The sequence below is a fragment of the Alkalinema pantanalense CENA528 genome (assembly GCF_050753345.1).
In the GTDB taxonomy this organism is placed as follows: domain Bacteria; phylum Cyanobacteriota; class Cyanobacteriia; order Leptolyngbyales; family Leptolyngbyaceae; genus Alkalinema; species Alkalinema pantanalense.
Map to the genome: position 1 here is coordinate 17,112 of NZ_JBLZFX010000037.1, position 25,286 is coordinate 42,397.

General features: G+C 49.3%; 20 protein-coding genes. 7 read left to right on the plus strand and 13 right to left on the minus strand.

The annotated features are described in order from the left end of the window. Positions 1–20 precede the first annotated feature (20 nt). From rsgA to grpE, 5 genes are all read right to left on the minus strand, one after another. Positions 21–1,103 (minus strand): small ribosomal subunit biogenesis GTPase RsgA, encoded by a 1,083-nt coding sequence (rsgA, locus tag ACN4EG_RS13740; RefSeq protein ID WP_431630192.1) that lies wholly within the window; start codon positions 1,101–1,103, stop codon positions 21–23. Further along, on the minus strand, positions 1,100–1,351 hold the full coding sequence (locus ACN4EG_RS13745) for a sulfurtransferase TusA family protein (protein WP_431630193.1): 252 nt from the start codon (positions 1,349–1,351) through the stop codon (positions 1,100–1,102). Before ACN4EG_RS13745 ends, rsgA begins: the two co-directional genes overlap by 4 nt. Next, positions 1,348–2,481, minus strand: coding sequence for a molecular chaperone DnaJ (gene dnaJ, locus ACN4EG_RS13750; protein WP_431630194.1), 1,134 nt, complete (start codon positions 2,479–2,481; stop codon positions 1,348–1,350). The genes ACN4EG_RS13745 and dnaJ overlap by 4 nt, the downstream gene beginning before the upstream one ends. A 172-nt stretch (positions 2,482–2,653) precedes the next feature. Next, positions 2,654–4,678, minus strand: coding sequence for a molecular chaperone DnaK (gene dnaK / locus ACN4EG_RS13755; protein WP_431630196.1), 2,025 nt, complete (start codon positions 4,676–4,678; stop codon positions 2,654–2,656). Positions 4,679–5,200: 522 nt separating this feature from the next. Continuing rightward, positions 5,201–5,932 carry a nucleotide exchange factor GrpE gene (gene grpE, locus ACN4EG_RS13760; RefSeq protein WP_431630198.1) on the minus strand — a complete coding sequence of 244 codons (732 nt, stop codon included), beginning with the start codon at positions 5,930–5,932 and terminating at the stop codon, positions 5,201–5,203. A 306-nt stretch (positions 5,933–6,238) separates the two neighbouring features. Here grpE and ACN4EG_RS13765 point away from each other — a divergent pair, with 306 nt between their 5' ends. From ACN4EG_RS13765 to ACN4EG_RS13780, 4 genes are all read left to right on the plus strand, one after another. Beyond that, the gene (locus tag ACN4EG_RS13765; protein WP_431630200.1) at positions 6,239–8,233 is read left to right on the plus strand and encodes a GspE/PulE family protein; all 1,995 of its coding nucleotides are present in this window, start codon (positions 6,239–6,241) and stop codon (positions 8,231–8,233) included. A 147-nt stretch (positions 8,234–8,380) separates the two neighbouring features. Beyond that, entirely contained in the window at positions 8,381–9,487 is a 1,107-nt protein-coding gene (locus ACN4EG_RS13770; RefSeq protein WP_431630202.1) for a type IV pilus twitching motility protein PilT, read from the plus strand. A gap of 213 nt (positions 9,488–9,700) precedes the next feature. Then, entirely contained in the window at positions 9,701–10,921 is a 1,221-nt protein-coding gene (locus tag ACN4EG_RS13775; protein ID WP_431630204.1) for a type II secretion system F family protein, read from the plus strand. Between the two features lie 59 nt (positions 10,922–10,980). After that, on the plus strand, positions 10,981–11,586 hold the full coding sequence (locus ACN4EG_RS13780) for a hypothetical protein (protein ID WP_431630205.1): 606 nt from the start codon (positions 10,981–10,983) through the stop codon (positions 11,584–11,586). A gap of 18 nt (positions 11,587–11,604) precedes the next feature. Here the strand turns inward: ACN4EG_RS13780 and ACN4EG_RS13785 are convergent, their stop codons facing one another. The 3 genes from ACN4EG_RS13785 to ACN4EG_RS13795 all read right to left on the minus strand — a co-directional run bounded on the left by ACN4EG_RS13785 (position 11,605) and on the right by ACN4EG_RS13795 (position 12,938). Beyond that, positions 11,605–12,090, minus strand: a complete 486-nt coding sequence (locus ACN4EG_RS13785; RefSeq protein WP_431630206.1) for a ferredoxin — start codon at positions 12,088–12,090, stop codon at positions 11,605–11,607. A 139-nt stretch (positions 12,091–12,229) separates the two neighbouring features. Then, positions 12,230–12,616, minus strand: a complete 387-nt coding sequence (locus ACN4EG_RS13790) for a DUF1257 domain-containing protein (RefSeq protein ID WP_431630209.1) — start codon at positions 12,614–12,616, stop codon at positions 12,230–12,232. A gap of 112 nt (positions 12,617–12,728) precedes the next feature. Next, positions 12,729–12,938 carry a DUF2997 domain-containing protein gene (locus ACN4EG_RS13795; RefSeq protein ID WP_431630210.1) on the minus strand — a complete coding sequence of 70 codons (210 nt, stop codon included), beginning with the start codon at positions 12,936–12,938 and terminating at the stop codon, positions 12,729–12,731. A gap of 716 nt (positions 12,939–13,654) precedes the next feature. Between ACN4EG_RS13795 and ACN4EG_RS13800 the strand changes: the two genes are divergently transcribed. Then, positions 13,655–15,268 (plus strand): protein kinase domain-containing protein, encoded by a 1,614-nt coding sequence (locus ACN4EG_RS13800; protein ID WP_431630212.1) that lies wholly within the window; start codon positions 13,655–13,657, stop codon positions 15,266–15,268. A 119-nt stretch (positions 15,269–15,387) separates the two neighbouring features. On the opposite strand, the gene ACN4EG_RS13805 is transcribed toward ACN4EG_RS13800, so the two are convergent. The 4 genes from ACN4EG_RS13805 to ACN4EG_RS13820 all read right to left on the minus strand — a co-directional run bounded on the left by ACN4EG_RS13805 (position 15,388) and on the right by ACN4EG_RS13820 (position 18,978). Then, positions 15,388–15,879, minus strand: a complete 492-nt coding sequence (locus ACN4EG_RS13805; protein WP_431630214.1) for a hypothetical protein — start codon at positions 15,877–15,879, stop codon at positions 15,388–15,390. Between the two features lie 65 nt (positions 15,880–15,944). Further along, complete coding sequence (locus ACN4EG_RS13810) at positions 15,945–17,351, minus strand: DUF4335 domain-containing protein (RefSeq protein ID WP_431630216.1); 1,407 nt, start codon at positions 17,349–17,351, stop codon at positions 15,945–15,947. A gap of 2 nt (positions 17,352–17,353) precedes the next feature. Then, on the minus strand, positions 17,354–18,031 hold the full coding sequence (locus tag ACN4EG_RS13815) for a DUF3038 domain-containing protein (RefSeq protein WP_431630217.1): 678 nt from the start codon (positions 18,029–18,031) through the stop codon (positions 17,354–17,356). Positions 18,032–18,285: 254 nt separating this feature from the next. After that, entirely contained in the window at positions 18,286–18,978 is a 693-nt protein-coding gene (locus ACN4EG_RS13820) for a diacylglycerol/polyprenol kinase family protein (protein ID WP_431630219.1), read from the minus strand. Between the two features lie 139 nt (positions 18,979–19,117). Here ACN4EG_RS13820 and thyD point away from each other — a divergent pair, with 139 nt between their 5' ends. Next, entirely contained in the window at positions 19,118–20,044 is a 927-nt protein-coding gene (gene thyD, locus ACN4EG_RS13825) for a thylakoid membrane protein ThyD (RefSeq protein ID WP_431630221.1), read from the plus strand. Between the two features lie 125 nt (positions 20,045–20,169). On the opposite strand, the gene ACN4EG_RS13830 is transcribed toward thyD, so the two are convergent. Further along, positions 20,170–20,415, minus strand: a complete 246-nt coding sequence (locus ACN4EG_RS13830) for a hypothetical protein (RefSeq protein WP_431630223.1) — start codon at positions 20,413–20,415, stop codon at positions 20,170–20,172. 296 nt (positions 20,416–20,711) lie between these two features. On the opposite strand from ACN4EG_RS13830, the gene ACN4EG_RS13835 reads away from it, so the two are divergent. Beyond that, positions 20,712–25,163, plus strand: coding sequence for a S8 family serine peptidase (locus tag ACN4EG_RS13835; RefSeq protein WP_431630226.1), 4,452 nt, complete (start codon positions 20,712–20,714; stop codon positions 25,161–25,163). The last annotated feature ends 123 nt before the right edge of the window (positions 25,164–25,286 follow it).

The following is a 25,286-nucleotide window of genomic DNA, read 5'->3' on the forward strand; positions in this document are numbered from 1 at the left end:
TGAAGACCCTTTTGCTTCAACTAATCTTCTTCCGCAATGAGCCAATCTTCCAAACGTCCCTTCACCACTTGCATCGATTGTTTTTGAGTTTTTCTAGACTCTTGGCGATATTTAGCTGCAAGGCGAGGTTCAAATTGCACTTCGCCCTTGCGTTTACTTTTTTGTTTCAGGGCTGCATCAGGATCTGATTGCTGATTACGATCGATCTGTTGCGCGATCGCGTCTTCCAAAAAATTTAAATAGAGCCCGTAGCGCTCCCAATCTCCGCGCACCGCACACCCCGGTTCATCCCGGTGCAGGCAATTATGGAACTGGCAATGGTCAGTGGCCAAGCGCGATCGAATTTCTGGGAAATAATGGGCTAATTGATCGGGGCCACAAGTCAAATCCGGCTGATTAAATCCAGGGGTATCCGCTAATGTTCCGCCATCGGGAAGCTCAAACAACTCCACATGGCGCGTCGTATGTCGTCCCCGTTCCAACTTCCCAGACACCGCCGACACCCGTAGCGTGGCATCGGGAATCAGTGCATTAATCAAGCTGGATTTTCCCACCCCCGACGGGCCAGAAATCACGGTTACCGACTGGCGTAGGCGATCGGCCAGGATATCTAAACCTGTCCCTTGATACACACTCAGCAAAACCGGGCTATAGCCCCAACTGCGAATCCGATCGCACCAAACCTGCTGCTCTTCGATCGGCAACAAATCACACTTACTGAGCGCGAGGCAAACCGCTAACCCGGTTGATTCCGCCTTAACCAAAAAGCGACTGAGTTGGGTCACATCGAGGGACGGTTGAGCTAGGGCAGTAACGAGAAGAATTTGATCGGCATTGGCCACCGGAGGCCGATCAAGTTCCGAGGTGCGCGGCAACAGTTGGCTAATGGCACCCCGCTTACCTTCCCAGTCAGGCGTATCCACCCTGACCCGATCGCCCACCATGACCCGCTGACCAATCTTTTTCAAGCGCGAACGGCAAGTACAGAGCAAATCTCCCTGGTTGCCGTCTAACCGAACAAAAGAGTAGTTGGCTTGAATAGCCACCACAGTTCCCAAAAGTGGATGCCCATCTGAAGTTAGTTCTGAGAAAAGAGCCCTCATTCCAACTCCAGCGGACGCCGTACCCGCAGAGAAAAATACTCCGATAGGTTTTCGATGCTCTCCACTTGATAGCCTTCCATGGTTAAGCTATCGGGCACCTGCTCGATCGGTTCACCCGGATCCAGCCAAACTTCCAAAAGTTCGCCGGGAGCCATTTGCTCAAGCTTCAGCTTGGTGCGTACAAAATTGATCGGGCAGGGGGTACCCCGCAGATCCAATTGCAAAGTAGGCTGAACCGAGTTACTCATGTGCCAAAAATTTTCCCAAATAAACCTTCAACACCACCCTTACCGACACGATCGCCCCGCAGCTTGGCCAATTTCTCTAACAGTTCCCGTTCTTCGGTACTCACTTTGGTGGGAATATCCACCTGTACCGTAATCAAGTGATCGCCACGACTGACCGGATTCCCCAGGCGAGGCACCCCTTTATTTTCCAACGTCAATACGGTGCCGGGTTGAATCCCAGGAGCAATGCCAATTTCTTCGTCCCCATCCACGGTTTTCACATCTAAACGGCAGCCTAAAATGGCTTGCAGGTAACTGATTTTAATCTCCGAAAGAATATTGATGCCATCTCGCTGAAAATCAGCATCCTCATTCACAAAGAGATAAACATACAAATCTCCAGAAGGGCCACCCCGCATTCCCGCATCTCCTTCACCGGAGACCCGTAGCCGCGTACCGTTATCAACCCCCGCAGGCACTGTAATCTTGAGCTTCTTTGTCTTTTGGTGCTGGCCGCTGCCGCCACAAACCTCACACTTATCCTCAATCACCTGACCCGATCCGTTACAGGTGGGACAGACCGAAACTTGGGTAAAGCTGCCGAAGGGGGTTCGGGTTGCTCGGCGCACTTGGCCACTGCCAGAACAGGTGGAACAAGTCCGAGGACGGGTTCCGGCTTTCGCTCCAGAGCCACTACATGCATTACAGGTCTCTAGATGGCTAATGGAAATTTCCTTTTCCTTGCCAAAAACCGCATCGCGGAAATCAATCTTCAGGTCTAGCCGCAGATCATCTCCACGAACCGGGCCGCCCCGTCGCCTTGTCTGTTGCGCACCAGGAGCTCCACCAAAGCCACTGAAAAAGCTTTCAAAAATATCGGCAAAACCGCCCATGTCGCCAAAATCTTGGAAGCCCCCAGCTCCTGCAGCCCCACTGACCCCAGCTTCACCAAAGCGATCGTAGCGGGCGCGAGCTTCGGGTTCAGACAAGACTTCGTAGGCTCGATTGATTTCTTTAAACGTCTCCTCTGCCCCGGGTTCCTTGTTGACATCGGGGTGATATTTGCGAGCTAGGCGGCGAAACGCCCGCTTAATCTCTTCTTTGTCGGCATCGCGGGAGACGCCCAAAACTTCATAGTAATCACGCGCCATAGATCGTCGCTAATTTCGGGGACATAGAGCTAGGATATTGGACAAAGGCACCCAATTGAAAGTTGGCTTTCGGGGGGAAAACCGATCCAAAAGCGAGTGCCCATAGATCACGACTTGCATTTAAGCAAGAATTTTGAAAAAAGCATCAAAACGACGATCGCTCTGGATGACCCTAGTCGATCGCTTCATAGTCAGCCGTAATCGTAGCATCACTATCGAAATCAAATTCCTCAGCAAACGGATTCGCATGGTTTACCCGCACTGTTTCTTCCTCCAAAGCACTCAAGTCATCTAGAGGATCCACACTACTACTTGAAACTGGGGAAGCCTCTGCTGACGGAGGGGAAGAGGCCGGTACGGCTTCACTTGCACTTGACCCCGAACTCACGCCTGCTTGATAGACAGCAGCCCCAATCTCAAAAAGAATCTGCTGCAACCCGTTCAGCCGCGCGCTCATCTCTTCTAAGCTGATGGCTGGATCGTCGATCGCGGCCCGCAGTAGCGCAACATTTTCAGCCGCTTCCATTTTCAAGTTATCGTTAATGAACTCTCCGTTATCTCGCAGGGTCGTTTCATAGCTGTAGAACAGATTATCCGAGCGATTTTTCAGTTCTGCAACTTCCTTGCGGCGCTCATCCTCATCGTTGAACAGTTCCGCTTCTTGACGCATCCGTTCAATTTCACTATCGCTCAAACCCCCAGTATTACTAATTTCAATACTTTGAGCTCGTCCTGTTCCCTTATCTAGGGCCGAGACCTTGAGAATGCCATTGGCATCAATTTCGAAGGCTACTTCGATTTGAGGTACGCCTCGAGGTGCAGGGGGAATGCCCGTCAATTGGAACTTCCCTAGGGTCTTATTATCCTTCGCCATGGCGCGTTCTCCTTGCAGCACATGGATTTCGACGGATGTTTGGCCATCGGTCGCTGTCGAGAAAACTTGGGATTTACTACAGGGAATGGTTGTGTTGCGTTCAATGATTTTAGTGAAGACTTCACCCAAGGTCTCAATCCCCATGGATAAGGGCGCAACGTCTAAGAGCAACAGGTCTTTAACTTCGCCCCCTAGGACACCCGCTTGAATGGCAGCGCCCAAGGCAACGGCCTCATCAGGGTTCACGGATTTATCCGGAGCCTTGCCCTTACAAAATTGCTTTAAAGCTTCTTGAACCGCAGGAATACGAGTCGATCCCCCCACCAGAAGAATGCGATCGATTTCATCGACCGTCATACCCGCATCCTTCAGAGCCTGCTCCATCGGGCTGATTGTGGATTTCACCAAGTCCGCAACCAATTCTTCAAATTTGGCACGGGTCAGTTCTGTCTCGATGTGCTTCGGCCCAGTTTCATCGGCAGTAATAAACGGCAGGTTAATCACGCTGGTAACCGTACCAGATAGATCAATCTTGGCGCGTTCAGCCGCTTCCCTCAGACGCTGGAGCGCCATCTTGTCAGTGGAGAGATCGATCCCTTCCTGTTGTTGAAAGGTCTCAATCAACCAGCGGACGATCGCGGCATCAAAGTCATCTCCCCCCAGGTGGTTGTTACCCGAGGTGGCTTTCACTTCAAATACTCCATCCCCGAGCTGCAAAATCGAGACATCAAAAGTTCCGCCCCCCAAGTCAAAGACCAGAACAATTTGGTCTTGATCTTGCTTGTCTAACCCGTAGGCTAGGGCTGCAGCCGTCGGCTCGTTGATAATTCGTAATACTTCTAACCCAGCGATCGTGCCTGCATCCTTGGTCGCTTGCCGTTGTGCGTCACTGAAATAGGCTGGAACCGTAATGACCACTTGTGTAACTTCTTCGCCGAGATAGCCTTCTGCATCCTGCTTCAGCTTTTGCAGAACCATCGCAGAAATTTCTTGGGGAGTATAGTTGCGTCCTCGAATTTGCACATCGACGGTATTGTCTTTCCCTTTGACACAGGTATAGGGAACCCGCGATCGTTCATCTTGCGTGTCTTCCCATCGACGTCCAATAAACCGCTTAATACTAAAAATAGTATTTTCAGCATTGGTCACCGCTTGACGTTTCGCCAGTTGACCCACCAAGCGATCCCCAGCTTTGCCAAAGCCAACGATACTGGGCGTAGTGCGGCCCCCTTCCGAATTCGCAATGACGGTAGGTTGTCCGCCCTCTAAAACAGCGACACAGCTGTTAGTTGTTCCCAGGTCAATCCCAATAACTTTTCCCATATCTAGCGGTGAATGTACGCAAGGTGAACCGTCAAACGAGCGCAAGGCTCACTTTATCTGCCCTATCTATAAAGCAATATTCCGCAAAAGTTCATAAACGCGATCAAGCTTTTCTGAAATTATGTCCGAATTTAGAGGGATTGCACGGCAGATTTCCACGAAACCAGTAACCAAATCTCCACTATTTCGTATCATTCTCACTAAATTGAGGGATGATGCCCTCAGCTCCACTACTCAACGTGGTTAGTGAGTATGGTTAGCTAGTGATGACAAGAGTGCCTGGAAAAGCACTGAAGCAATCAGGAAGCATCAAGAAGCAATAAGGTGAGGTGCAGCCCGACTCAGCCTCTGAGACAGGAGTTTCATCCTTACTGAACCTCCTGCCGTCCTGTTAGAGCGGTCCACACCTCACTCAATTTTGTCCAATGATCTCTGTTTCCAATCCCCCGCTGACCCCGTGCGGTGCTAAGGCATAGAAACTGGGGGATTGGTTAGAGTTGCGCTCCTGTGAACTTGTCAGCTTTAACTCCCGGCACCACTGCCCCCTTCAGCATCTTCAGGGGGAGCAGCCACTTTAACCATGGCATGACGCAACACTCGATCGCCGATCATATATCCCCGCACCAGTTCCTCAATCACCGTTCCTTCGGCATACTCTGCGGTCGGCTCTCTCAGTACCGCTTCATGCAGGTTTGGATCGAACTCTTTGCCCTCAGCTCGCATGGGAGCAACCCCAATTTTTTTCAGGCGATCGACCATGTCTTTATAGACGCCTTGATAACTTTTGTGAATATTCATCTCGGCGTCACTTTGAGGCTTGATCTGCGCCCGTGCCCGCTCAAAATTGTCTACCACTGACAGCAACTCGCCTAAAGTGGCAATCTTGGCCTGAACGTCTAACTTTTCCCGTTCTTCCTGAGTGCGTCTCCGAAAGTTTTCAAAATCTGCGGCTAATCGGAGGTATTGGTTTTGCGCATCATCTGCCTGTCCCTTTAGGGCTTCACATTCCCGCTCTTTAGCAGCATAGGTGGCCCGTAACTTCATAAACTCGGCTTCATAATCCGTGTCATCCTCTTCCATCGGGATGGAATCTGGAAGAGAGCTTTCCGCCTCAAGGTTGGCCTCTGCACCAACTGCGCCAGACTCTTGGGTGGCCTGTGCTGCGTCCGTGGGTGTGGTGTCAGCAGACTCTGATGTAGCACTGCTAGGGGTGGCCTGTGTGTCCCCGATCGGCTGGTTTTCTTCACCCATCATGTCTATCATCCCCTGTAAAACCTTCTGCGCATTCCCAGCAATAGACCAGATTGTCTATCATTAGCTTGCCGCACTCAGCCTTGAGTCCACCTGCTAGAAGTTCAATCTGTCATCGCTAACAACCCACTAGCATAGCTTGCTAGGTTCACTTTGCTCAAACTCCCGATCTGTTTTAATCAGAGAAAGGTATTCTTCTTGCATTGCTTGTTCCTCAAAATGATACAAATCTATACCCTGAGGATGGATATAGGGATGATTTGAAAAATTTGGGGCAATATCTATAGAAGAGATCAGTTTTTGTGAGCTATGACGAACTCTCCTTCCCAGCGGCGCGCCCTTGTTGTCCAGAATCATTTTTCGCCCTTTGGCAATAAACTCATCCAGGCGGGTTATGCCAATCAGGAGCAACTCCAGCAGGCTCTTGTAGAAAGTCGGCGTTCTGGAAAACCCTTAACAGAAGCGTTAGAGTTAATTACTGGGCAGCAGCTATCACCGGAGCTAATTCGCCAATACAAGAAACAGCAACTATTTGAACTTAAAATTCTTTACGGGGTTGAATCCCTCGATCCGGAAATCAACCAGGTTTCGACCAATCAAATTGGTCAGCTCATCGATACCTTGATTCCGATCGATCTTTGTCGTCGTTACAAGTTTGTCCCCCTATCCCAATCGGAAAGCCATGTTTTAGTGGCGATGGTGGAGCCCGATAATCTAGATGCTCAAGACGATCTCAATCGTATTCTTCGGGCTAAAAACCTGAGTCTCCAGCGCCTCGTCATCACCTTTGAAGATTACAACCACCTCATTTCCCAGTATCTCGATGAACGGATGCGTCGGGATCAGCAGGCTGAGCAACAGGCGCGGGTTGACGTTAAAGCAGATCTAGAAGGGCTAGAAGATTACGCAGAGCTTCAAGAGGATGATTCTAGCGATGTCGATCTCGACGCTGCGGCTGAAGCGGACGCCGCTCCGATCGTGACCCTCGTGAATAAAATCCTCATCAAAGCCCTCCAAATGGGCGTGTCTGATATTCATATTGAGCCCCAGGAAGAATTTCTTCGCGTCCGCTTCCGTAAAGATGGAGTCTTGCAAGAAGCCTTTGAGCCTTTACCGAAGAAAATCATTCCCGCAGTCACGGCGCGCTTCAAAATTATTTCTCAGTTGGATATTGCAGAACGACGGGCTCCTCAAGATGGGCGGATCCGTCGAATTTACGACGGACGTAAAATTGACTTCCGGGTCAATACCCTCCCCAGTAAACATGGAGAAAAAGTTGTATTACGGATCCTCGACAACTCAGCGACCCAGTTAGGACTGGATAAATTGATTCAGGATCCTGAATCCTTGCAAATTGTCCAAGAAATGGTACGACGCCCCTTCGGATTGATTCTGGTTACAGGCCCTACTGGATCGGGGAAAACCACAACGCTATATTCTGCCTTGGCTGAGCGTAATGAGCCGGGAGTTAACATCAGTACTGCTGAAGACCCAATTGAATACTCCCTGGCAGGATTAACTCAGGTACAGGTAATCCGGGAAAAGGGGATGGACTTTGCCGCAATTTTGCGGGCCTTTTTGCGGCAGGATCCGGATGTGATTCTGGTGGGGGAAACCCGTGACCGGGAAACGGCAAAGACCGCGATCGAAGCTGCGCTGACGGGACACTTAGTGTTAACCACCCTGCACACCAACGACGCCGCTGGGGCGATCGCGCGATTGGATGAAATGGGGGTTGAGCCTTTCATGGTTTCTGGGGCACTGCTTGGGGTGGTAGCCCAACGGCTCGTCCGTCGCGTCTGCGATGAATGTCGCATTCCCTATAATCCCGCTCAGGAAGAACTGGCCCGATTTGGGTTTACCAGTTCGCAGGACACCCACATGACTTTGTATAAGGCCAATACCCTGACTACCCAGGAAATCCAAGAGGCCAAAGCGTCAGGCAGCCTCTGTCCCAAATGTGGCGGTGGCGGCTACAAAGGACGCTGTGGGGTCTATGAAGTCATGCGGGTGACTGAGCGTCTACAAATCCTGATCAATGAAGGAGCCCCTACCGAACAGATCAAGGAAGTTGCGGTTGAGGAAGGAATGCAAACCCTTCTAGCCTATAGTCTTAACCTGGTTCGCCAAGGGTTGACTACCCTCGACGAAGTTGAGCGCGTCACCTTCACGGATACGGGGCTAGAAGCAGAACTTCGCGCCAAGCGGAAAAGTGTTCTCTCTTGCCGAACTTGTTCAGCCGAGCTGAAGCAGGAATGGCTAGATTGTCCCTACTGCTTAACACCGCGTTTTCAAGATTCGTAAGGTTATGGTTTCAGGTCGATCCCTCAGGCCAGACTTTACAGACGGGTTCCCGTCGCTTGGGACGATGCCTGTTCGACGATTTCGCACCGAACAATTTTGCACTTATAACCTAGAGATTAAGAGCCCTTTGTATCAGGAGAAAGCAACATGGAACTCATGATTGAAGACTTGATGGAGCAATTGATTGAAATGGGGGGATCGGATTTGCATCTCACAGCGGGGTTGCCTCCCTATTTCCGCATCAGTGGGAAGCTTCAGCCGATCGGTGACCAAGCTCTCAATTCTGAAGAATGCCAACGGCTTATCTTTAGCATGCTGAATAATACCCAGCGGAAAAACCTGGAACAAAACTGGGAATTAGACTGTTCCTACGGGGTACGGGGATTGGCTCGGTTCCGGGTCAATGTTTACAAAGACCGGGGCACCTATGCAGCCTGCCTCCGGGCATTAAGTTCCAAGATTCCCAACTTTGAGAAACTCGGCTTGCCTGACGTTGTGCGGGAAATGGCGGAGAAACCTCGGGGCTTGATTTTGGTGACGGGGCCAACTGGTTCAGGGAAAACCACCACCCTAGCCGCCATGATTGATTTGATCAATCGCACTCGTGCAGAGCATATTTTGACTGTTGAGGATCCGATCGAGTTTGTCTACGAACCCATTAAGAGCCTCGTGCATCAACGGCAACTGGGGGAAGACACCAAGAGCTTTGCAAACGCCCTCAAGGCAGCCCTTCGGGAAGATCCAGACATTATTCTTGTGGGGGAAATGCGGGACTTAGAAACCATTTCCTTGGCGATTAGTGCAGCGGAAACAGGGCACTTAGTTTTTGGTACTTTGCACACCAGTTCAGCCGCCCAAACCGTTGATCGGATGATTGATGTATTCCCTGCCGATCGCCAAACTCAAGTGCGCGTTCAGCTTTCCAACTCTTTGGTAGCCGTTTTCAGCCAAACCCTAGTTTCCAAAAAGAGTCCCAAGCCTGGTGAATACGGTCGGGTTATGGCACAGGAAATTATGATCGTCACTCCTGCTATTTCCAACTTGATCCGGGAAGGTAAAACAGCTCAAATTTACTCCGCCATTCAAACAGGCGGGAAATTAGGGATGCAAACCTTGGAGAAAGTTTTGGCTGACTATTACAAGCAGGGAGCGATTACCTACGAAGCGGCTATGTCTAAAACCTCCCGCCCTGACGAATTGAACCGTTTGATTGGGGGAGCCCCCGCAGGAGCCACTGCTGGATCTGCACACTAGAACCGAGCTAATTGGTGAAATAGGAGAGAGCTATTGAATCGAGATCCCATCTCTCTCCGCTCTCCGGACTTTCTGGAACCGTTGCACCTCTCAAAAACTCGACTATGATTGGTGCAAGTTTTAGGATCTCACTCTAGAGCTGCTAATTCGCCAATTTCGGGGCTTCACAGTCCATTGTCTTAACCACACTACCTTGGGTCTGATTTTTGAGCCATGCCTACCTACGTTGCCCGCGTTCGTGATGCTAAAGGAAACGCAAAAAAAGAGAAAATTGTCGCTCAATCCCTAGGGGATGCCCGCTCCGCCCTCCGAGATCAGGGACTCTTTGTTCAGGAGTTGAAAGAGAGCGAAGGACTCGGGTCATTGGATCTGAAAAAACTTCAGACATCCATGGCCAAGATCACCGTCAAGGACAAAGCACTTTTTTCACGGCAGTTTGCAGCCTTGGTGAACGCAGGTGTGGCGTTGGTAAGAGGCTTAGGTGTTCTTTCTGAACAGTGCACCAACCCAAAAATGAAAGTCGCTCTGATGGATATTAGTTCCGAAATTCAGCAGGGAACTAGCTTGTCCGATGCCATGCGTAAGCACCCAGACTGTTTCGATGGTCTTTATGTCAGCATGATTCAAGCAGGCGAAGTGGGGGGGGTGCTAGATGAGGTGCTGAACCGACTAGCAAAGCTGTTAGAAGATGTGGCACGCTTGCAAAACCAAATTAAGTCTGCTATGGCCTACCCCGTTGTCGTGGGTATCTTGGCAACCTTAATTTTTCTGGGCATGACCATTTTCCTGATTCCCATTTTTGCGGGCATCTTCCAGGAACTAGGCACTGAGCTACCCGCCTTTACCCAAGCGATGCTTAACATTAGCCAATTTTTGAGAAGTCCGAATGTGCTGATTTTGGTGGTTTTAGTTCCCCTGGTTAGCTTTGCCTACAAACAGTACTACAACACACGGGTTGGACGGGAAACCATGGATCGCTTCTTCCTGAAAATGCCTTTGTTTGGTGATTTAATCCAGAAGACAGCAACCGCTCGCTTTTGTCGTACCTTTGGCGCATTGACCCGTTCGGGTGTTCCCATCCTGACCTGCTTGGAAATTGTGCGCGATACTGCGGGGAATCAAGTTATTGCCAATGCGGTAGACGAAGCCCGCCGTGAGATCCAAACTGGTGGCATGATTAGCATTGCCCTGCAAAAAGAGCAGGTTTTCCCTTTGATGGCCATTCAAATGATCAGCATTGGGGAAGAAACGGGGGAAATTGATGCCATGTTGATGAAGGTGGCGGATTTCTACGAAGATGAAGTGGAACAGGCCGTAAAAGCCCTCACAAGTATCATGGAACCTATTATGATCTTGCTGTTGGGGGGCATGGTTGCTTCTATTCTCTTGGCAATGTATCTGCCAATGTTCAAGGTTTTCGAAAAATTGGGTTAAGCAATGGCATGTCTTCTTTGCATTGTCGAGAGGGGCTGATTCCAGAAGGATTGATATTGATGACTATTCAGCAAGCAGACTATGAAGAACTGTTGGCCACCTATAGTCAAAACTGTGAAGCGATCGCGCTCTTGCGACGCTATCGGCCTTATTTGGAGTTAATCCCTAGTATGCGTCGGCCTGAGGATAGTTTAATTACGATTCCTCTGCCGATCGCCAAGCTTCGCTATACGCAACCCTCGCCAAGTGGACACGGCAATATTACCAGAGCGGAGGCCGTTCCCGTTCCCTGCGAGATTGCGATATTGATGTGCGATCCAGAATGGAAAGTCAAAACGGGTCGTGAAATCTTCGTCTTTATTCATCGTCCAGAAGAAGATTTTTCTGAACTCCTAGGACGTTGGCGACAGACCCAAGTTTTGTTAAGTAAAGATTATGAGTGGTTAATGCCGCTCAAATATCAGCACATCTTGAATGATGGGGCAGAAAAAATTTATCCACTTTTTGTATTGTTCGAGCAATCTCCAGAGCGATTGAGGCGGGGACTGAAAGGTGCAAATTTACCCTGTGTCATTGCCTCTAGGACTGATCAAGAGGAAACAGATACAGAAACATCCAGTCAAGAAACATTAGAAACGCCTCCTTACAATCGTCTAGAAGATTGATCTTCTTGACAATGAAGATTAAGGTTTACGCTTTCGGGGTGGCTTACGGTGACGTTGCTGTGACGTCATCATTGCACGATCCATGGGGAAGCCCACAGGTTGTAGAACTTGATACTTACGGTCTTCCTCAAGCTGTTTGAGTTCTGTGTAATCCACCCAATGGATGCAGTCCACAGGACAGGTATCGATCGCTTCTTGAATCAAATCCTCAGAATCTCCATCCTGACGAATTACCCGTGAACGACCATAGTCTGGCTCAATGTAAAACGTATTTCGAGCTACATGGGCACAGTACCGACAACCAATGCAGGTAGTTTCATCAACATATACCCCCCGCTGTCGGAACATCCCCCCCAACTCAGGTTCTAGACCCGAACGGTGATCGTCTTCGCGTAAACCACCTCTCAATTCCGGCTCTAGACCAGAGCGATGATTTTCTAAGGAAACGATACCTTCAGTAAAGTGAGCTTCAGAACCCCTAAGCGGTTGAGGGGAATCGGTCATGGGCTGACCTCCATAGGATTCAAGTCCGACACTATCTGACACTAAATTGTTGAATGTTGGTTGAGTGCCGCATTAAGCGTTAAGCAATGGTTGAGACGCTGGGCTTAGCTAGTCAAAACAACCAACCGTGCAGAACCTGCTAAGCGCCCCACCGCTGGAGCACCAACCGAAGGGAACCATCTTCCTGACGCTGCTGTTCAGCTACTTGAAATCCTTGGCGATTCCCTTCATTCAAAATAGTGTGATAGGCATAGCGTTGGGTAACTTGCTTGAGGAAGCGATCGACAGAGCCATTCTGCTGCCAAAACTGTAGATCTGTCACCAATGCATACTCTTTACCATCCCAAGCAAATCCGATGTCGTAACCATTTTGTTGCTCGATCACGACATCTGCATTGTGGGTTAAGCCTTTATAACCCCGCACTTTTGATGGGCCAGCTTTCCAGTCCATTCCCAGGTCACTCAATGCAGACTTGAGGGAATCTAAGTTACGGATTTGAGTCTTGATTTGACTAAAGTGAGACATGGTGGTTCCCGGTTAAATGACAACAATGGTTGCTTAGAGGTTGCTTAGATGAACCTAATGACCGAATCGTCAGAGCATTGATCAGCAAGCGACCAGTCATGAGCTCCTTGGCTTACCAATCACTAAACGTTGTGTGGGTGGTTGCTGTTTGGCTGTGCTGAACAGGCTGGGCAAAAAACTCAGCCATAGTTTCCTGTTGAAGGACAACTCCTAGCTGCTCTTCGATTGCGGCAGTCACCTCCGCACAGGAAGCACCGACAATACCTGTCACCTTTTCTTGAACCCGACCATCTGGATAGATGATAAATTCCAGTGTTTCCATCCTGCTCGCTCACCAGATTTTGCAAGGGATCTAACCGAACGACGTAGCTTTAGGATCGGCCAGCCTAATTTAAGGCACTTAATTAACCAATCTTGATCAACTGCATCGAATTGACGCGGAACGTTACAAAACTTATTAATTCCATTAAGTAACGCCTCAACTATCTGTCAGTGTCGCTTAACTTATCTGGGCCGTCAAGAGACCAGGACTGATCAAACGTGATTGAGGAAACTCTATGGATGTTGCCATCTTTACCCTACAACTGACCGACTTCGTCTATGTCCCGCTACTTTGGAACGGTCACTTGGCCTTTAATCACTTGGCCTTTAAGAAGTCCTTAAGACAGTCTTTAGACAGTCTTTACAGCCCACATCTTAGACATATTTCTACACAGTCTATGTCTACGCAAGATTTGCAAAGCAGGGTAGAGGAAATTTGAACTGTGTATGTGAATGGCCTAGGGTGACAGTAAATATAGGGATCCAGCGCTATGGGCTAAAGTCTCAACGATCGCAGCGTTCCGGCAGGATTACGGATGAGTTTCGACAAGATCAACTGGTGTCATCCGAGATGTCAACCATTGGGAGTGAATACCGTGAGGGGTGATACCCCGTAGAAGTTCGCTGGTTAACTGAGTTACCAATGATACATCAGGGATTGCATCTACTACTGAAACATTGCCCTGATCCAACTGTTGAATCCCCGGTGTATTGATCATGGCTAATTTAATTCCCATTGGTACGCTCGTTAGGCAACGTTATTTGATCCAACAAGTTTTAGGTCAGGGCGGATTTGGTAGAACTTATCTTGCCCTGGATCAAGAACGATTTGGGGAAGGGTGTGTCCTTAAAGAGTTTATTGTGCCCTATGCAGATGAAGCCTTGCTAAAGAAAGCGAGAACGATGTTTCAGCGGGAAGCTAGTACGCTGCATCAAATCCAGCACCCCCAAATTCCACAATTTCAGGCAGCGTTTGAGAGTGACGATCGCCTATGGCTTGTCCAAAGTTTGATCCAGGGCAGTACCTACCGTACTTGGTTAAACCAGCGGAAGGCCGAAGGCCGTACCTTATCTGAGTCAGAAGTGTTGCTGCTGTTGGGGCAATTGTTACCTGTTTTAAGCTATCTCCACGATCGTCGCATTATCCACCGTGATATTTCTCCAGACAATATTATCCTGCAACCCCAGTCATCCTCACCTGATTCAGCCTCTTTGCAGGGTACCCCTGTACTGATTGATTTTGGTGCAGTGAAGGAGGCAACGAGTGGTTTAGCCCTTGTGTCTTCTATGACTCGCGTTGGTAAAATTGGCTACGCGCCCCCTGAACAACTCCAAACAGGCAGTGTCCATCCCCACAGTGATCTCTATGCCCTAGCGGCAACTTGTTTAGTTTTACTGACCGGTCGGGAACCCCAAGATCTGCTCGATAGCCATAATTTGACTTGGCGTTGGCAGCCTTATACCCAAATCAACGATCGCTTAGCTCAGGTGTTACTCAAAATGTTGTCCTTGCATCCGGGCGATCGCTATCAATCCGCCCAGGACGTTTGGGTCGCACTTCAGCCTATCTTAACGGGACTGCCCATTACCCAAATGGTGGTTCCACCTGGCACCCAGCCCAATCCCCCCAAGCATCCCTCAACGGGTTCTGCTAGCTGTGCCACGGCTTCAGTCGCGCAACCCAGGACGCCATTCCGCCGTCCACCGTTCCAAATGCCACGGGTGTCTTCAATGTCTGCCGTTTTGGCGAGCCTGGTCGTGGTGCTGGGCATGGGAACTTGGATTTTCCGGTTGCCGATCCCCAGTGGCACAACCCATACCCTCCAATCTGATGCAGTGGCTTCCACGGTTTCTGCCGATCTGGCTCTGAATGCCAATGGAACCCAAACCATTTTGTTTAAACCGGGTGAAATTTCTGCCTTGGTGCAAGGCAATCTCCAAGATAAACCCACACAGACCTATCGCCTCAGAGCCGCTAAAGGTCAGATCATGAGCGTGATCTTGGATGGGTCGGGGGTGGTGATGAACTTACTCAAGTCCAACCAAGAGCCGATCGATAGTGCGTCTCAACAAACGCGGAGTTGGACAGGACAACTCCCGCTGGATGATGAATATGAGTTACAGATCACAGGGTCGGGCTCCTATGCCATCGATGTCTCAATTACGCCCTTAAGTCGATCGGAGGCAACGGAATCCCAACAGACAGAACTGGAAAAACAGCAACCTAATACGCCTAAAGCCAACAAAGGCCGATCCAAGGTTGCCGCTAAACCGATCGTTAAACAAGTTGCGGCCAAGCAGCGCGACCTCGATCGAGATCGCACTCAATAGTGAAATGAGTCAGAAGTGAAATGAGTCAGAGTGAAGTTAGTTAAAAGTTACGCACTTCAACCAAAAATTAAGGATTTCGGACGCTGGTTCAGAGGCTAAAAGCTTGAAAGACCGTTCAATTAATCTGATTCAGCAATCCCGGACAATCTCAACACAATTTCTTGGGTATCGAGGATGAGTTGAACCCGATCGCCATAATGTAGATCGGGAATGAGAGGAGCCACAATCTCTAAGATGGAAGGATCCTGAAAGTGGTCAAGCTTGGTTTCAGGATGGGGATAGTAGACCCAGCCAGAATAGAGACTTTCTCCAACCACAACCCAACTGTGACAGAAGGAAAAGGTTTCACTGGCAAAACCTTTTATCCACTGAACCTCCGTAAAGGTATGGGCGGGCTGGCAAATTTCAAAGATATGGGGCGCGATCGACACATTCAGTGTCCCCAAAAAGCAATCGGATAAATCTAAGCCCCGTGCCTGAAAAAACGGTAATTGCAACTCCAGTGTTCCAGCGGGATAGGGACTGGTCGGGGAGCGTCCAGAAGCCACTTGATATCCCGGCATGATGATCCCTGCAACTGTAAAATGCTGACCTGTAGTCCAGTCCACCATAGTTGATTGTTTCGCGAATCCTGACAACAGAAGTGGGATAGGTAGGGTAAGTGGGACAGGTGAGATTAGGGCTGTTGTTTAATGGCACTCACTTTGCCATTGGGGTCTAACCGTAGAAAAATAATACTCTTCTTCCCATCAGCAGAGGCAGGCGCGATCGGTTCTCCCTCAATAAGTCCTGTGCGATCGCGATATTGAGTAGCCGCCTCATTGCGGGGCGTCACCGATTTCAACTCTCCAGCCGGATCGACCTCCAGTACATATTCCAAGCCCTCGGATAACCCCTCTGGTGGCTTCCAGCGACTTTGAAAATATTTTTCTACCGCTTCAGCTTGGGAGGTATCTAGTACTGGAGCGGCTGGAGCCGACTTGCGGGCCGCAGAAGCTGAGGGTTGACTCACTGCGCCTGCCTCATCACTGGCTATATTGCTAGAGCCAATTTGATCGACGATCGACGGTACAGGAACTGCTTTTACAGAAGGGGGCTGTTTGCCTGTTTGGGCGGCATTTGGCACATTCTCCGTTCGAGCAACCCCCGAATTGGCAGCCCCCCCAGGATTTTGGCTCACAATCACTGGCCCTGTTGTTGCAGAATTATTGCCGCTTGTGCCTGCTGGGTTCCCGCGAGGTGTCTCTGAAGGGGTTCCCGCTGTCCCCGTGGGTGGTGTCGTGGTCGTGATGATCGGCGGTGGAGGCGAACCGGGGTTAATGGTGGCACTTGGGGGTAACGTTCCCGGCGGTGACAGTAGCGGCGAGGGTGAAGGCGAAGACTGCGGTGGTTGTAGGGCAAGGCGTTGATCGCTGCTGCTGGCAGTCTGACTTGCCGTTTGAGGATTATTGTTCGATCGGCTCAGGCCATTGAGAATAGAGGCAGATAACCCAACCGCTACTAAAGCACCGGCGACCACTCGGCCCCAAGCTGCCGGAGACTTCATCCAGGCTGGTTGATTCAGTGTAGGGAAGGCTGTTACATCAGCAGCATATTCATCTAATGCGGCTGCTAAATCGGCCAACTGGGTTGAAGTCAGATGAATTTCTGAGCCGGATTGTTCCGTAGCCAATGCCCCTAGGGTCAGGGTGTGGGATAGGAGTCCTTTGGGTTGCAGGGCAAGACCATAGGGATTGGTCGGCGCAGCGAGGGTTGTGGTGAGGGGTTCGATCGTGGCCACCAGCCCCGTTCCCACGCCTGCCACCTGGGGCAGCAAATCACTGGATTGGTTCAGAAAGCTCTGCACATAGGTGGCAACGACATCGGTCAACGCTTCCAACTGATTGCGATCGCCCCGTAACGTCACCCACTGATCTTCACCGACACGGGGATCATCAAAGCTCAACTGAAACCGCACATTTTTTAACGCGGTATTCCCAATCCACTTTGCTAGTGGAGAAGGTTTCGCGGAAATTTCCAGCGTGCAAGTGGGAGGGGTGTACTTGCGCAAAACAGTGCTGTTAACGTTGGCTTGGGTCATCATGGTTAGGATGCAGAGGTCGGACGAGCAGTCGGGCGATGGGCTAAGGAGCGATCGAGCAAAGCAGACCACAGACGACGCGCCCCTTGATTCCCCCCGTAAAACATTAAATCAATCAGGAGCTTCAGGGCGAGGTGGGTCAATCCCTCTGGTGAGGCTTCATCCCCTTCATCCATCCGTTCTTGGTAGGTATTTTGGAAGGTGTCCAAGTAGTCCCCCAGTAAGGCCGCTTGATGGGGGGGCTTATTTTGCTCCGTCAATTGTTCTAACAAAGACACTGCGCGACGGATCAGTTCTTGGTGTTGTTTTGCCAAGTGGCAACTGATTAGAACCAAGGCACGGGCTTCTTCAACATCCAGCTTCTTTCGGCCCCCTTGGCCTTTGCGCAGGGGGCTGGCCTGCCGCAGTCGCCATAGGGCTACCCGATCGGCCACAACGGATTCCAGCCCCAGTTGAGTTGCTGCTTGCAGCATGGCTTCAGACCCAATGTCTGCGATCGCCTCTAGCGCTAAGAGCACGAGATCGAGTTGCGCTTTGATATTGTCAAGCTGTTCTGGGTCAGGTGGCTGGGGCAGAGACAGTTCTGCGAAGGAGGGGGCAGCGGTGATGGGAATGACGGTGGAGTTCATAGGCGGCACAGGATGCAAATTCGAATGCCCAGGGTCGATAGGTTGTGGACTCATGACGCAGTGGAAAAGTTTCTTGAAGATCTGTGCATTCTTGGCCTGTCTCGCCAACCAGTCACTCGCCAACCCGCGTCCAAAATCTAGGTGCAAGGTTGCCGCTCGCACTAGGTGCAGGAGGTGCAAGGTTGCTGTTGGCACCGGGTGCTTTGGGAAAGTGCTTTGTGAGAATTCCGCCCGAATGCCTTCAGGGTATCATTTCCCAGGCTGAGCGTGGGATAGGCTGAGCGCGTCGAAACACTGAATCCGACAAATTAGCCCAGAATCACGCTCATGGCATAGGCCGTGGCAGCGCTGCCTAGGGGAACTGTGACATTATCAATCCCCAGCCTAGAAAAGGCTTCTAACCCTGTAGCCACGATCGCTACTAAGAATGCAGAAATGATCAATGGACTGAGGGCCGTGCCCACGGAGGCCAGCACGAGTATCGTCATCAATGCACTAATCAGGGCCATGGTGAGAGATCCTTCCCAACTTTTTTTCATCCCCCCAAGGTAGTAGGTGTGGCTCCCAAATTGACGACCGATCAATCCCGCCAGCCCATCGCCCCAGGTCATGATCAGAATCCCTAGCACAGCAAATTCTGGTAAATTTTGTGGCCAGAACCAGGCTGCCAGCAGGCCAATACTGAGGGCATAGAAAAACGTCCCCAAACTTTTGCGCCCAACACTATCAATACTGGGCAACAAGGGGTAGAAAAAGGATGCCAGGGCGATCGTGCCAAACAGAACCGCCGCCGCCAGAATTACCCAGCTAGGAAGCGCCATCCACCAAGCCAGCAGAATAATGTTGCCCGTGCCGATGTGAACCACCTTGCGCACGAGTTCACTATCAGCGCGGGTGAATTGTTTCACCAACGTGGCGGCTATGCCCACCAAACCCAACCAAAGTGCAGCGATCGCGACTTTTTCTCCCAGGGTGTCAATTGATGCAAACCACTGAATCACAGCGTTTTTGGCCTCCTTGCTCCCAGTTGGATGGATGATCTTTTCCACAAATACTTTTTCACAATACTGGACAGACTGGATCGGTTCGTAGGAATTCATCCCGTAAGATGAACGGTGGAGATGATTGAGCAACACCACCATGAAAGTAGCTGTAACGGGTGCCACGGGGTTTGTCGGCAGTCGATTAGTCGAACAATTGCATATGGAAGGCCATGAGGTGATTGTTTTAACCCGCAATGCAGAGCAAGCAAATCAACGATTTCCTAACCCGGTTTTTACCAGGGTTACTGTAGTTGCCTATAACCCCATGGAAGCCGGAGATTGGCAAGGGGCAATTTCTGGTTGTGACGGGGTAGTGAATTTGGCGGGGGAACCGATCGCCGAACACCGCTGGACACCGGAACATAAGCAGTTGCTTTTAGACAGTCGGGTGCTCACAACCCAGCACCTAGTGGACGCGATTAACCAAGCGAATCCCAAGCCATCGGTGTTGGTGAATGCCTCGGCGATCGGGTTCTATGGCACCAGCGAAACTGCCAGCTTTGATGAAACCAGTCCAGCAGGGAGTGATTTCCTCGCAGAGATTTGTCAGAAGTGGGAGGCGGCAGCGCAGGGGGTGACCGCGAGCGGAACTCGGCTGGTGATCTTGCGTTTGGGCATTGTCTTGGCCATGGGCGGAGCGCTGGGTAAAATGTTGCCACCCTTTCGGATGTTTGCTGGTGGGCCGATCGGGTCGGGTCGCCAATGGTTTTCCTGGATTCACCGGGATGACTTGGTGGCTTTAATCATGCAGGCACTCACCCAACCCGAAATGCAGGGAATTTACAATGCAACGGCTCCCAATCCGGTACGGATGGAAGAACTCTGTCAGACTCTGGGGCAGGTACTCCAACGCCCGTCCTGGTTACCGGTACCAAGTTTCGCCCTAGAAGCGATGTTGGGTGAAGGGGCAAAGGTGGTTCTGGAAGGCCAGCAGGTGTTACCCAAAAATACATTAGCCAGTGGGTTCCAGTACAGTTATTCCACCGTGAAGCCTGCATTGGAACAGGTGTTGGCAGCGGGATAGACTAATTTGACGGTTTATTCTACCTGTCTTGTTTGGCTGTTGCTAAGGTTTGAGCTGTCTTGACCGATCGCGTATTCTACAGGATTACAGGCAGCGATCGGTCAAGTTGGCATCGGCCAAGTTTACTAAACGTCTGGATTCAGTTTCTTCGTAATCCAATTTACAACTCCGATCAGAATGGCTCCGGCCATCAATAACCCTAGGGCTGGTTGCATAACGGGTTCCCAAAGGGAATACCAGAGATCAAATCCGAGGTTGATCTGATTGTTGCGACCAATCAAGGCAACGACAAACCAGAAGAAGCAGAAAAGAACAAAAAATAAATCTAACATCAGGATAAAGTTGAGACTTTTAATAATCTGGTCTTTCATAGCGAAGGGTTGATCCGTTTGTGGTGAAGGGGAAACAACGTATTGCAGCCGGTTCCCCAGGAAGGTCAATCGTTTTTCCTGAATCCGTGACGATCATCTTGAGTGATCGCCTGCTCAACTCAAGCGCGGAACAGGAACATATAAGTGTGGAAAAGTGGTGATTTCTAATCTAATTTTACTATGAGTATTCCTGGTTTTCATGACAGGTTGACAGGAAATTTTCAGTAAAAGCACTGCAGGAAAAAACGCTAGATTTCGCCCAGAGTAAGTTAGCCCTTTCTAACCTCAATTGAGATATGCTGACAGATAACGCAGGCAATACTTTAAGCACAGCGCGGGTGCTATCGGTCAACACTGGCAGCTATCATCAAAGTGTAATCGATCGTGTCGATATTAGTGACTCTTTAGATTACTATAAATTTCAACTCAGTGTTAGGACGAGTATTAGTACTTCTGTTGACAACGTTACTGCAGATGTAAATCTTGATCTGATCCAAAGTAATGGTACGGTTCTACGATCGAGTCATAATAGTCAAGCTGCTTCAGAACTGTTAACCATTACCTTAGAGCCGGGTACGTACTACTTACAAATTACACCCAATACCCCCGACAATGCAGCGAGTGACTATACGCTGAATTTTTGGAGTAATAGTAATCCTCAAACAGAAATTCTGTGGCGACATCAAACTGCAGGATTCAATGTGGGCTGGCAGATGGCGGGCAATTTAGTTGTTAGTGGAACCGCTTTAATCCCGATCGCCGATCAAACCTGGCAATTGGTCGGATCAAGCGACTTCAATCGTGATGGCCTCTTGGATTATCTCTGGCGAAATCGGGTGTCTGGGATGACGCTGATTTGGCAGATGAATACTAATGGCAAAACCGATGTCATGTTACCCACCGTTGATTCAAGCTGGCAAATTGCGACGCTTTGTGATCTGAACAATGATGGTGAAAGTGATATTGTTTGGCGACATAATACGGGCGTCAATGTGGTTTGGTACATGAACGGTACGACCCCGATCGGAGGTGCAAATTTAATTACTGTTACCGATCGCTCTTGGCAAATTGTAGGCGGTGGAGATTTTAACAACGATGGTCGAACAGATTTATTTTGGCGGAATTCCGTCAGTGGAACTAATGCAATTTGGTTGATGAATAACGCCCAGTGGCTTGATAATGCTTATGTTGCCCCTGTAGCAGATAGTTATTGGACGATTGCAGGAATTGGCGATTTTAATACGGATGGGAAGTCTGATATTATTTGGCGACACAAGACTGTAGGGATCAATCAGATTTGGTTTATGGATGGAACTACGATTGTAGGCTCGACAATGTTGCCAACCGTGGATAGTGGATGGCAAATCGCTGCTGTGGCCCAACGCAGACAAGATCCTACTGTCATTGACCTGCCTGGAAATAGCCTCAGTACGGCTTTTGATCTGGGTAGTTTGCAAGGCTTTAATCTAGAAACTGGAAAAGGTCGCTTGCAAGTGAGCGATCGGGTGGATGCCGTAGACAAACTGGATTACTATCGCTTCAGTCTCAACCAAGTCACCGATGTTAACGTATCGCTTAATTCACAGGTTGGACTAGAAATTTTAGATCAAGCGGGCAACACGATCGGGCGATCGAGTTCTTCTAGCAATGCTCTTCACACTTGGACACAGACATTACAATCAGGAACCTACTATCTTAAGGTTAGTTATGCGAATGTTCCAAGTACTTATAATCTCGTGCTGTTAGCTCAGGAACGGCCATTAACTAAATACTCATTTATCTACTACGCTAACGGATTTAATAATGAACTTGATAGCTATAGTGGCTATGTATACGGGTATTCAAATCAATATCAGGTTAATAGCTATTATGATTTAACAACTCAGAACAACGAAATATTACTAAATGGACGCTATTACATTACTGACGCTATTACGGCAGGAATGACCACCGATCTCGGTAAAGTTATTGTAACTAGCTACTACGATCGGGAAACTAATCAAACCCTGCTGCCCTACAGTGGCAGTGGAACCAACTTTCTGGGCAGTGAGATTGGTTACCTTACCAGTACCCTGAAGCCAGAAGAAAAATTTGGGCAAGATTACTATGTGGCTGACTTTCCTTATTTACGAAATGCTCAGCTAGGTGGATTGACTAATGTACTCGTAGGAAATGCTTATAACCTGACTTGGGAGGATAACCTGAGTGAAAATGTTAAAATTGAACTCCTTTATCAGAATTCCCTAGGCCAAGATCAAGTCTACACAACGGTTAGCCTATCCACCGAAAGCGATGGAACTTACAGTTGGTTGCCCGCTCTCAACCTACCTACTAGTAATACCTATCGCCTTCGGATCACTAGTTTAAGTAATCCGAATTTATTCACAGAAACGAATACTTTCACGACCTCGACCAATATATACAAATACAGTTTCACGTATTTTTACAACGGGATTAGTACAGGTGCTGATTACTATACAGGCTGGGTTTACGGAGATGCGGGTAAATATGGGCTTGGGAGTTTTGCAGATCCCAATTCTGGATTAAATGAAACCGGAGCCAATGGCCGTTATCAAATTAACAATGCTATTTTAGTGGGCAATAGTCTTGATCCGATCGCCCAAGAACGTGGCAAAGTCTACATCGATCGCTACTATGATGTAGATGCTAGTAACCAATCCTTCTTGACCTATAACTTTGCCCGTAATTTAGCGTCAGGAACGAATTACCTGGGTACAGAGCAGGATTTCATTGATGGGCATCTTAATGATAGTGACTATGATCTGAGCGGTGAAGGGAAAGAATTTGATGCACTGCCTGATTTACGGGGTCAAAGTTTTGATGTTGTACCCACGAGTGGGATTGCCGGAAATAACGTGCAGGTCAATTTCCAAATTGAAAATCTTCAGCGCATGCGATCGAGCGCTTTCCGAGTCTCCTTCTATCTCTCCGACGATGCCACTGTAACCCTCAGTGATTACTTATTAGGATCTCAGGAACTGCCTAGTCTCAGCAGCGCCACCAGTACAGGACTCCTGAGCCAAATACTGACCTTGCCCAGTGCTACCAATCCCGTTTGGTTGTCCAATGGGACTTACTACATTGGCATGGTTATCGATAGTACCAATGGAATTTTAGAGTTCCGCGAGAACAATAATGCAAACCAAGGGCAGGGTCGCGACTGGGATAGCGTCAGTATCATGCTACCGTCAGTCTTTACAAACTTTACAGTGGGAGATGCGTCGGGCGATGGTACCGCCAGTGTAGTTTTTCAACAGGGAGCCCTGCAGGTTAGTTGGAATAGTAGTGGCGTTATCTCCAATACAAAACTCTATGCTCGATCGAATACGACGGGAAGCACAAGCCTATTGGGTAATGTGATTAGTGGTAGCTTGCTAAATCTAAATGGAATCAATCTGGCGGCTGGGACCTATTGGATCTATGCTGAAGGCACGGATAACACCGGGGGGATTACCCGATCGAGCGAATCTCTCATAGAATTGTTAGCTTTTAGTTCTACCAGCAACCAAAGTGTTGTATTTGGCGATTTCACAAGTAATATCCACAGCTTCTCTGGGATGACTAAGGGGTCTGTCTTCCTTGGTCGCGGTGGCAAAGATACGTTGAATTTTCAGAATATTAATTTTAATGATGTAACATTTAGTGCCAATACCCGATCGGTTTTTGGTGGGACGACCTTTGACTGGCTACGGATTAACTCAACGGGCTATGAAGTTTATTTCCAAGGCTATGAGACCCTACAATTTAGCGATCGTAGCATTTCCCTAGGCATTACCCCTAACGATCCATCTTTTAACCAACAATGGAACCTTCAAATGATGAATGTTTCCGGAGCTTGGCGCTTTACTACAGGTTCAACGAATGTGGTATTAGGCATAGCAGATAGTGGATTAGAGATCGATAGCAACAACAATCCCAACAATAGTGATCTGAATGGAGGCCGAACGCTGACTAGTTCCAATGACTATGATGCAGATTGGGAAGGCCATGGAACTAAGGTCGCTACTATTTTGGCAGCAGATACCAACGATGGGGTAGGGATTGCTGGAATCAACTGGAATAGTGCGATCTACATTTCCAGAGTCTTTGGTAGCAATGCTATGAGTTTCGCTGAAGCTGCCTTGGAGCAAATCCAATATGCCCAAGCCCGTGGCAAGAAGCTGGTGATTAACATGAGTGGGGAATATACAGAAAATTATGTTGATACAGCGTTGGCACAGCTCATGCAACAGTACGCTGATACCGTTCTATTTGTAATTGCCTCCGGTAATTCCGCCTACCATCCCGTCAGTGAAGTGTCACAACCTGCGGATTTTGCAGGCACTTATGGCAATGTGATGGCGATCGGCGCGGCGGGAGGTAGCAATGGTGCAACTCTCGATCGGCATTGGTATTCGCAGTATGGGCCAGAACTCACCCTTGTCGCTACGTCTGGTATTCTGGCAACCACCATTAACGGTGGACAGGAAACCGTGTGGGGTACCTCTTTTGCAACCCCCAGCGCAGCAGGTGTAGCGTCACTGGTCTGGAGTGTGAACAATGGGCTAACCGCTTCCACGGTACGAAATATCTTGCAAGCGACTGCCTATCGTCAGTTTACAGCCTACAACGTCAATGAATATGGCGCGGGCATGGTAGATGCAGAAGCAGCAGTGCGACGGGCAGATGCCTTGGCCCGGAATGCAGCCCTTGCCAATCTCTACAACCATCGTGGGTTATTCATGTAAGCCGATCCCACCCGTCTTGTCGCAAGCCCCTCAGCAGAATTGCAGCAAAAAAATCGAGGGTGACCTGACCAGCCACCCCTCTCACAATTTAGAATTCATGCAGAATCTACCTTAGAATACGCC

Coding starts and splice junctions, on each gene's coding strand:
- dnaJ (WP_431630194.1), bottom strand. CDS start 2,481: ATGGCGCGTGATTACTATGAAGTTTTGGGCGTCTCCCGCGATGCCGAC.
- ACN4EG_RS13795 (WP_431630210.1), bottom strand. CDS start 12,938: ATGGAAACACTGGAATTTATCATCTATCCAGATGGTCGGGTTCAAGAA.
- ACN4EG_RS13800 (WP_431630212.1), top strand. CDS start 13,655: ATGGCTAATTTAATTCCCATTGGTACGCTCGTTAGGCAACGTTATTTG.
- ACN4EG_RS13745 (WP_431630193.1), bottom strand. CDS start 1,351: ATGAGTAACTCGGTTCAGCCTACTTTGCAATTGGATCTGCGGGGTACC.
- ACN4EG_RS13815 (WP_431630217.1), bottom strand. CDS start 18,031: ATGAGTCCACAACCTATCGACCCTGGGCATTCGAATTTGCATCCTGTG.
- ACN4EG_RS13770 (WP_431630202.1), top strand. CDS start 8,381: ATGGAACTCATGATTGAAGACTTGATGGAGCAATTGATTGAAATGGGG.
- ACN4EG_RS13790 (WP_431630209.1), bottom strand. CDS start 12,616: ATGTCTCACTTTAGTCAAATCAAGACTCAAATCCGTAACTTAGATTCC.
- ACN4EG_RS13805 (WP_431630214.1), bottom strand. CDS start 15,879: ATGGTGGACTGGACTACAGGTCAGCATTTTACAGTTGCAGGGATCATC.
- rsgA (WP_431630192.1), bottom strand. CDS start 1,103: ATGAGGGCTCTTTTCTCAGAACTAACTTCAGATGGGCATCCACTTTTG.
- ACN4EG_RS13775 (WP_431630204.1), top strand. CDS start 9,701: ATGCCTACCTACGTTGCCCGCGTTCGTGATGCTAAAGGAAACGCAAAA.
- ACN4EG_RS13765 (WP_431630200.1), top strand. CDS start 6,239: ATGACGAACTCTCCTTCCCAGCGGCGCGCCCTTGTTGTCCAGAATCAT.
- dnaK (WP_431630196.1), bottom strand. CDS start 4,678: ATGGGAAAAGTTATTGGGATTGACCTGGGAACAACTAACAGCTGTGTC.
- grpE (WP_431630198.1), bottom strand. CDS start 5,932: ATGATGGGTGAAGAAAACCAGCCGATCGGGGACACACAGGCCACCCCT.
- ACN4EG_RS13780 (WP_431630205.1), top strand. CDS start 10,981: ATGACTATTCAGCAAGCAGACTATGAAGAACTGTTGGCCACCTATAGT.
- ACN4EG_RS13810 (WP_431630216.1), bottom strand. CDS start 17,351: ATGATGACCCAAGCCAACGTTAACAGCACTGTTTTGCGCAAGTACACC.
- ACN4EG_RS13835 (WP_431630226.1), top strand. CDS start 20,712: ATGCTGACAGATAACGCAGGCAATACTTTAAGCACAGCGCGGGTGCTA.
- ACN4EG_RS13830 (WP_431630223.1), bottom strand. CDS start 20,415: ATGAAAGACCAGATTATTAAAAGTCTCAACTTTATCCTGATGTTAGAT.
- ACN4EG_RS13785 (WP_431630206.1), bottom strand. CDS start 12,090: ATGACCGATTCCCCTCAACCGCTTAGGGGTTCTGAAGCTCACTTTACT.
- thyD (WP_431630221.1), top strand. CDS start 19,118: ATGAAAGTAGCTGTAACGGGTGCCACGGGGTTTGTCGGCAGTCGATTA.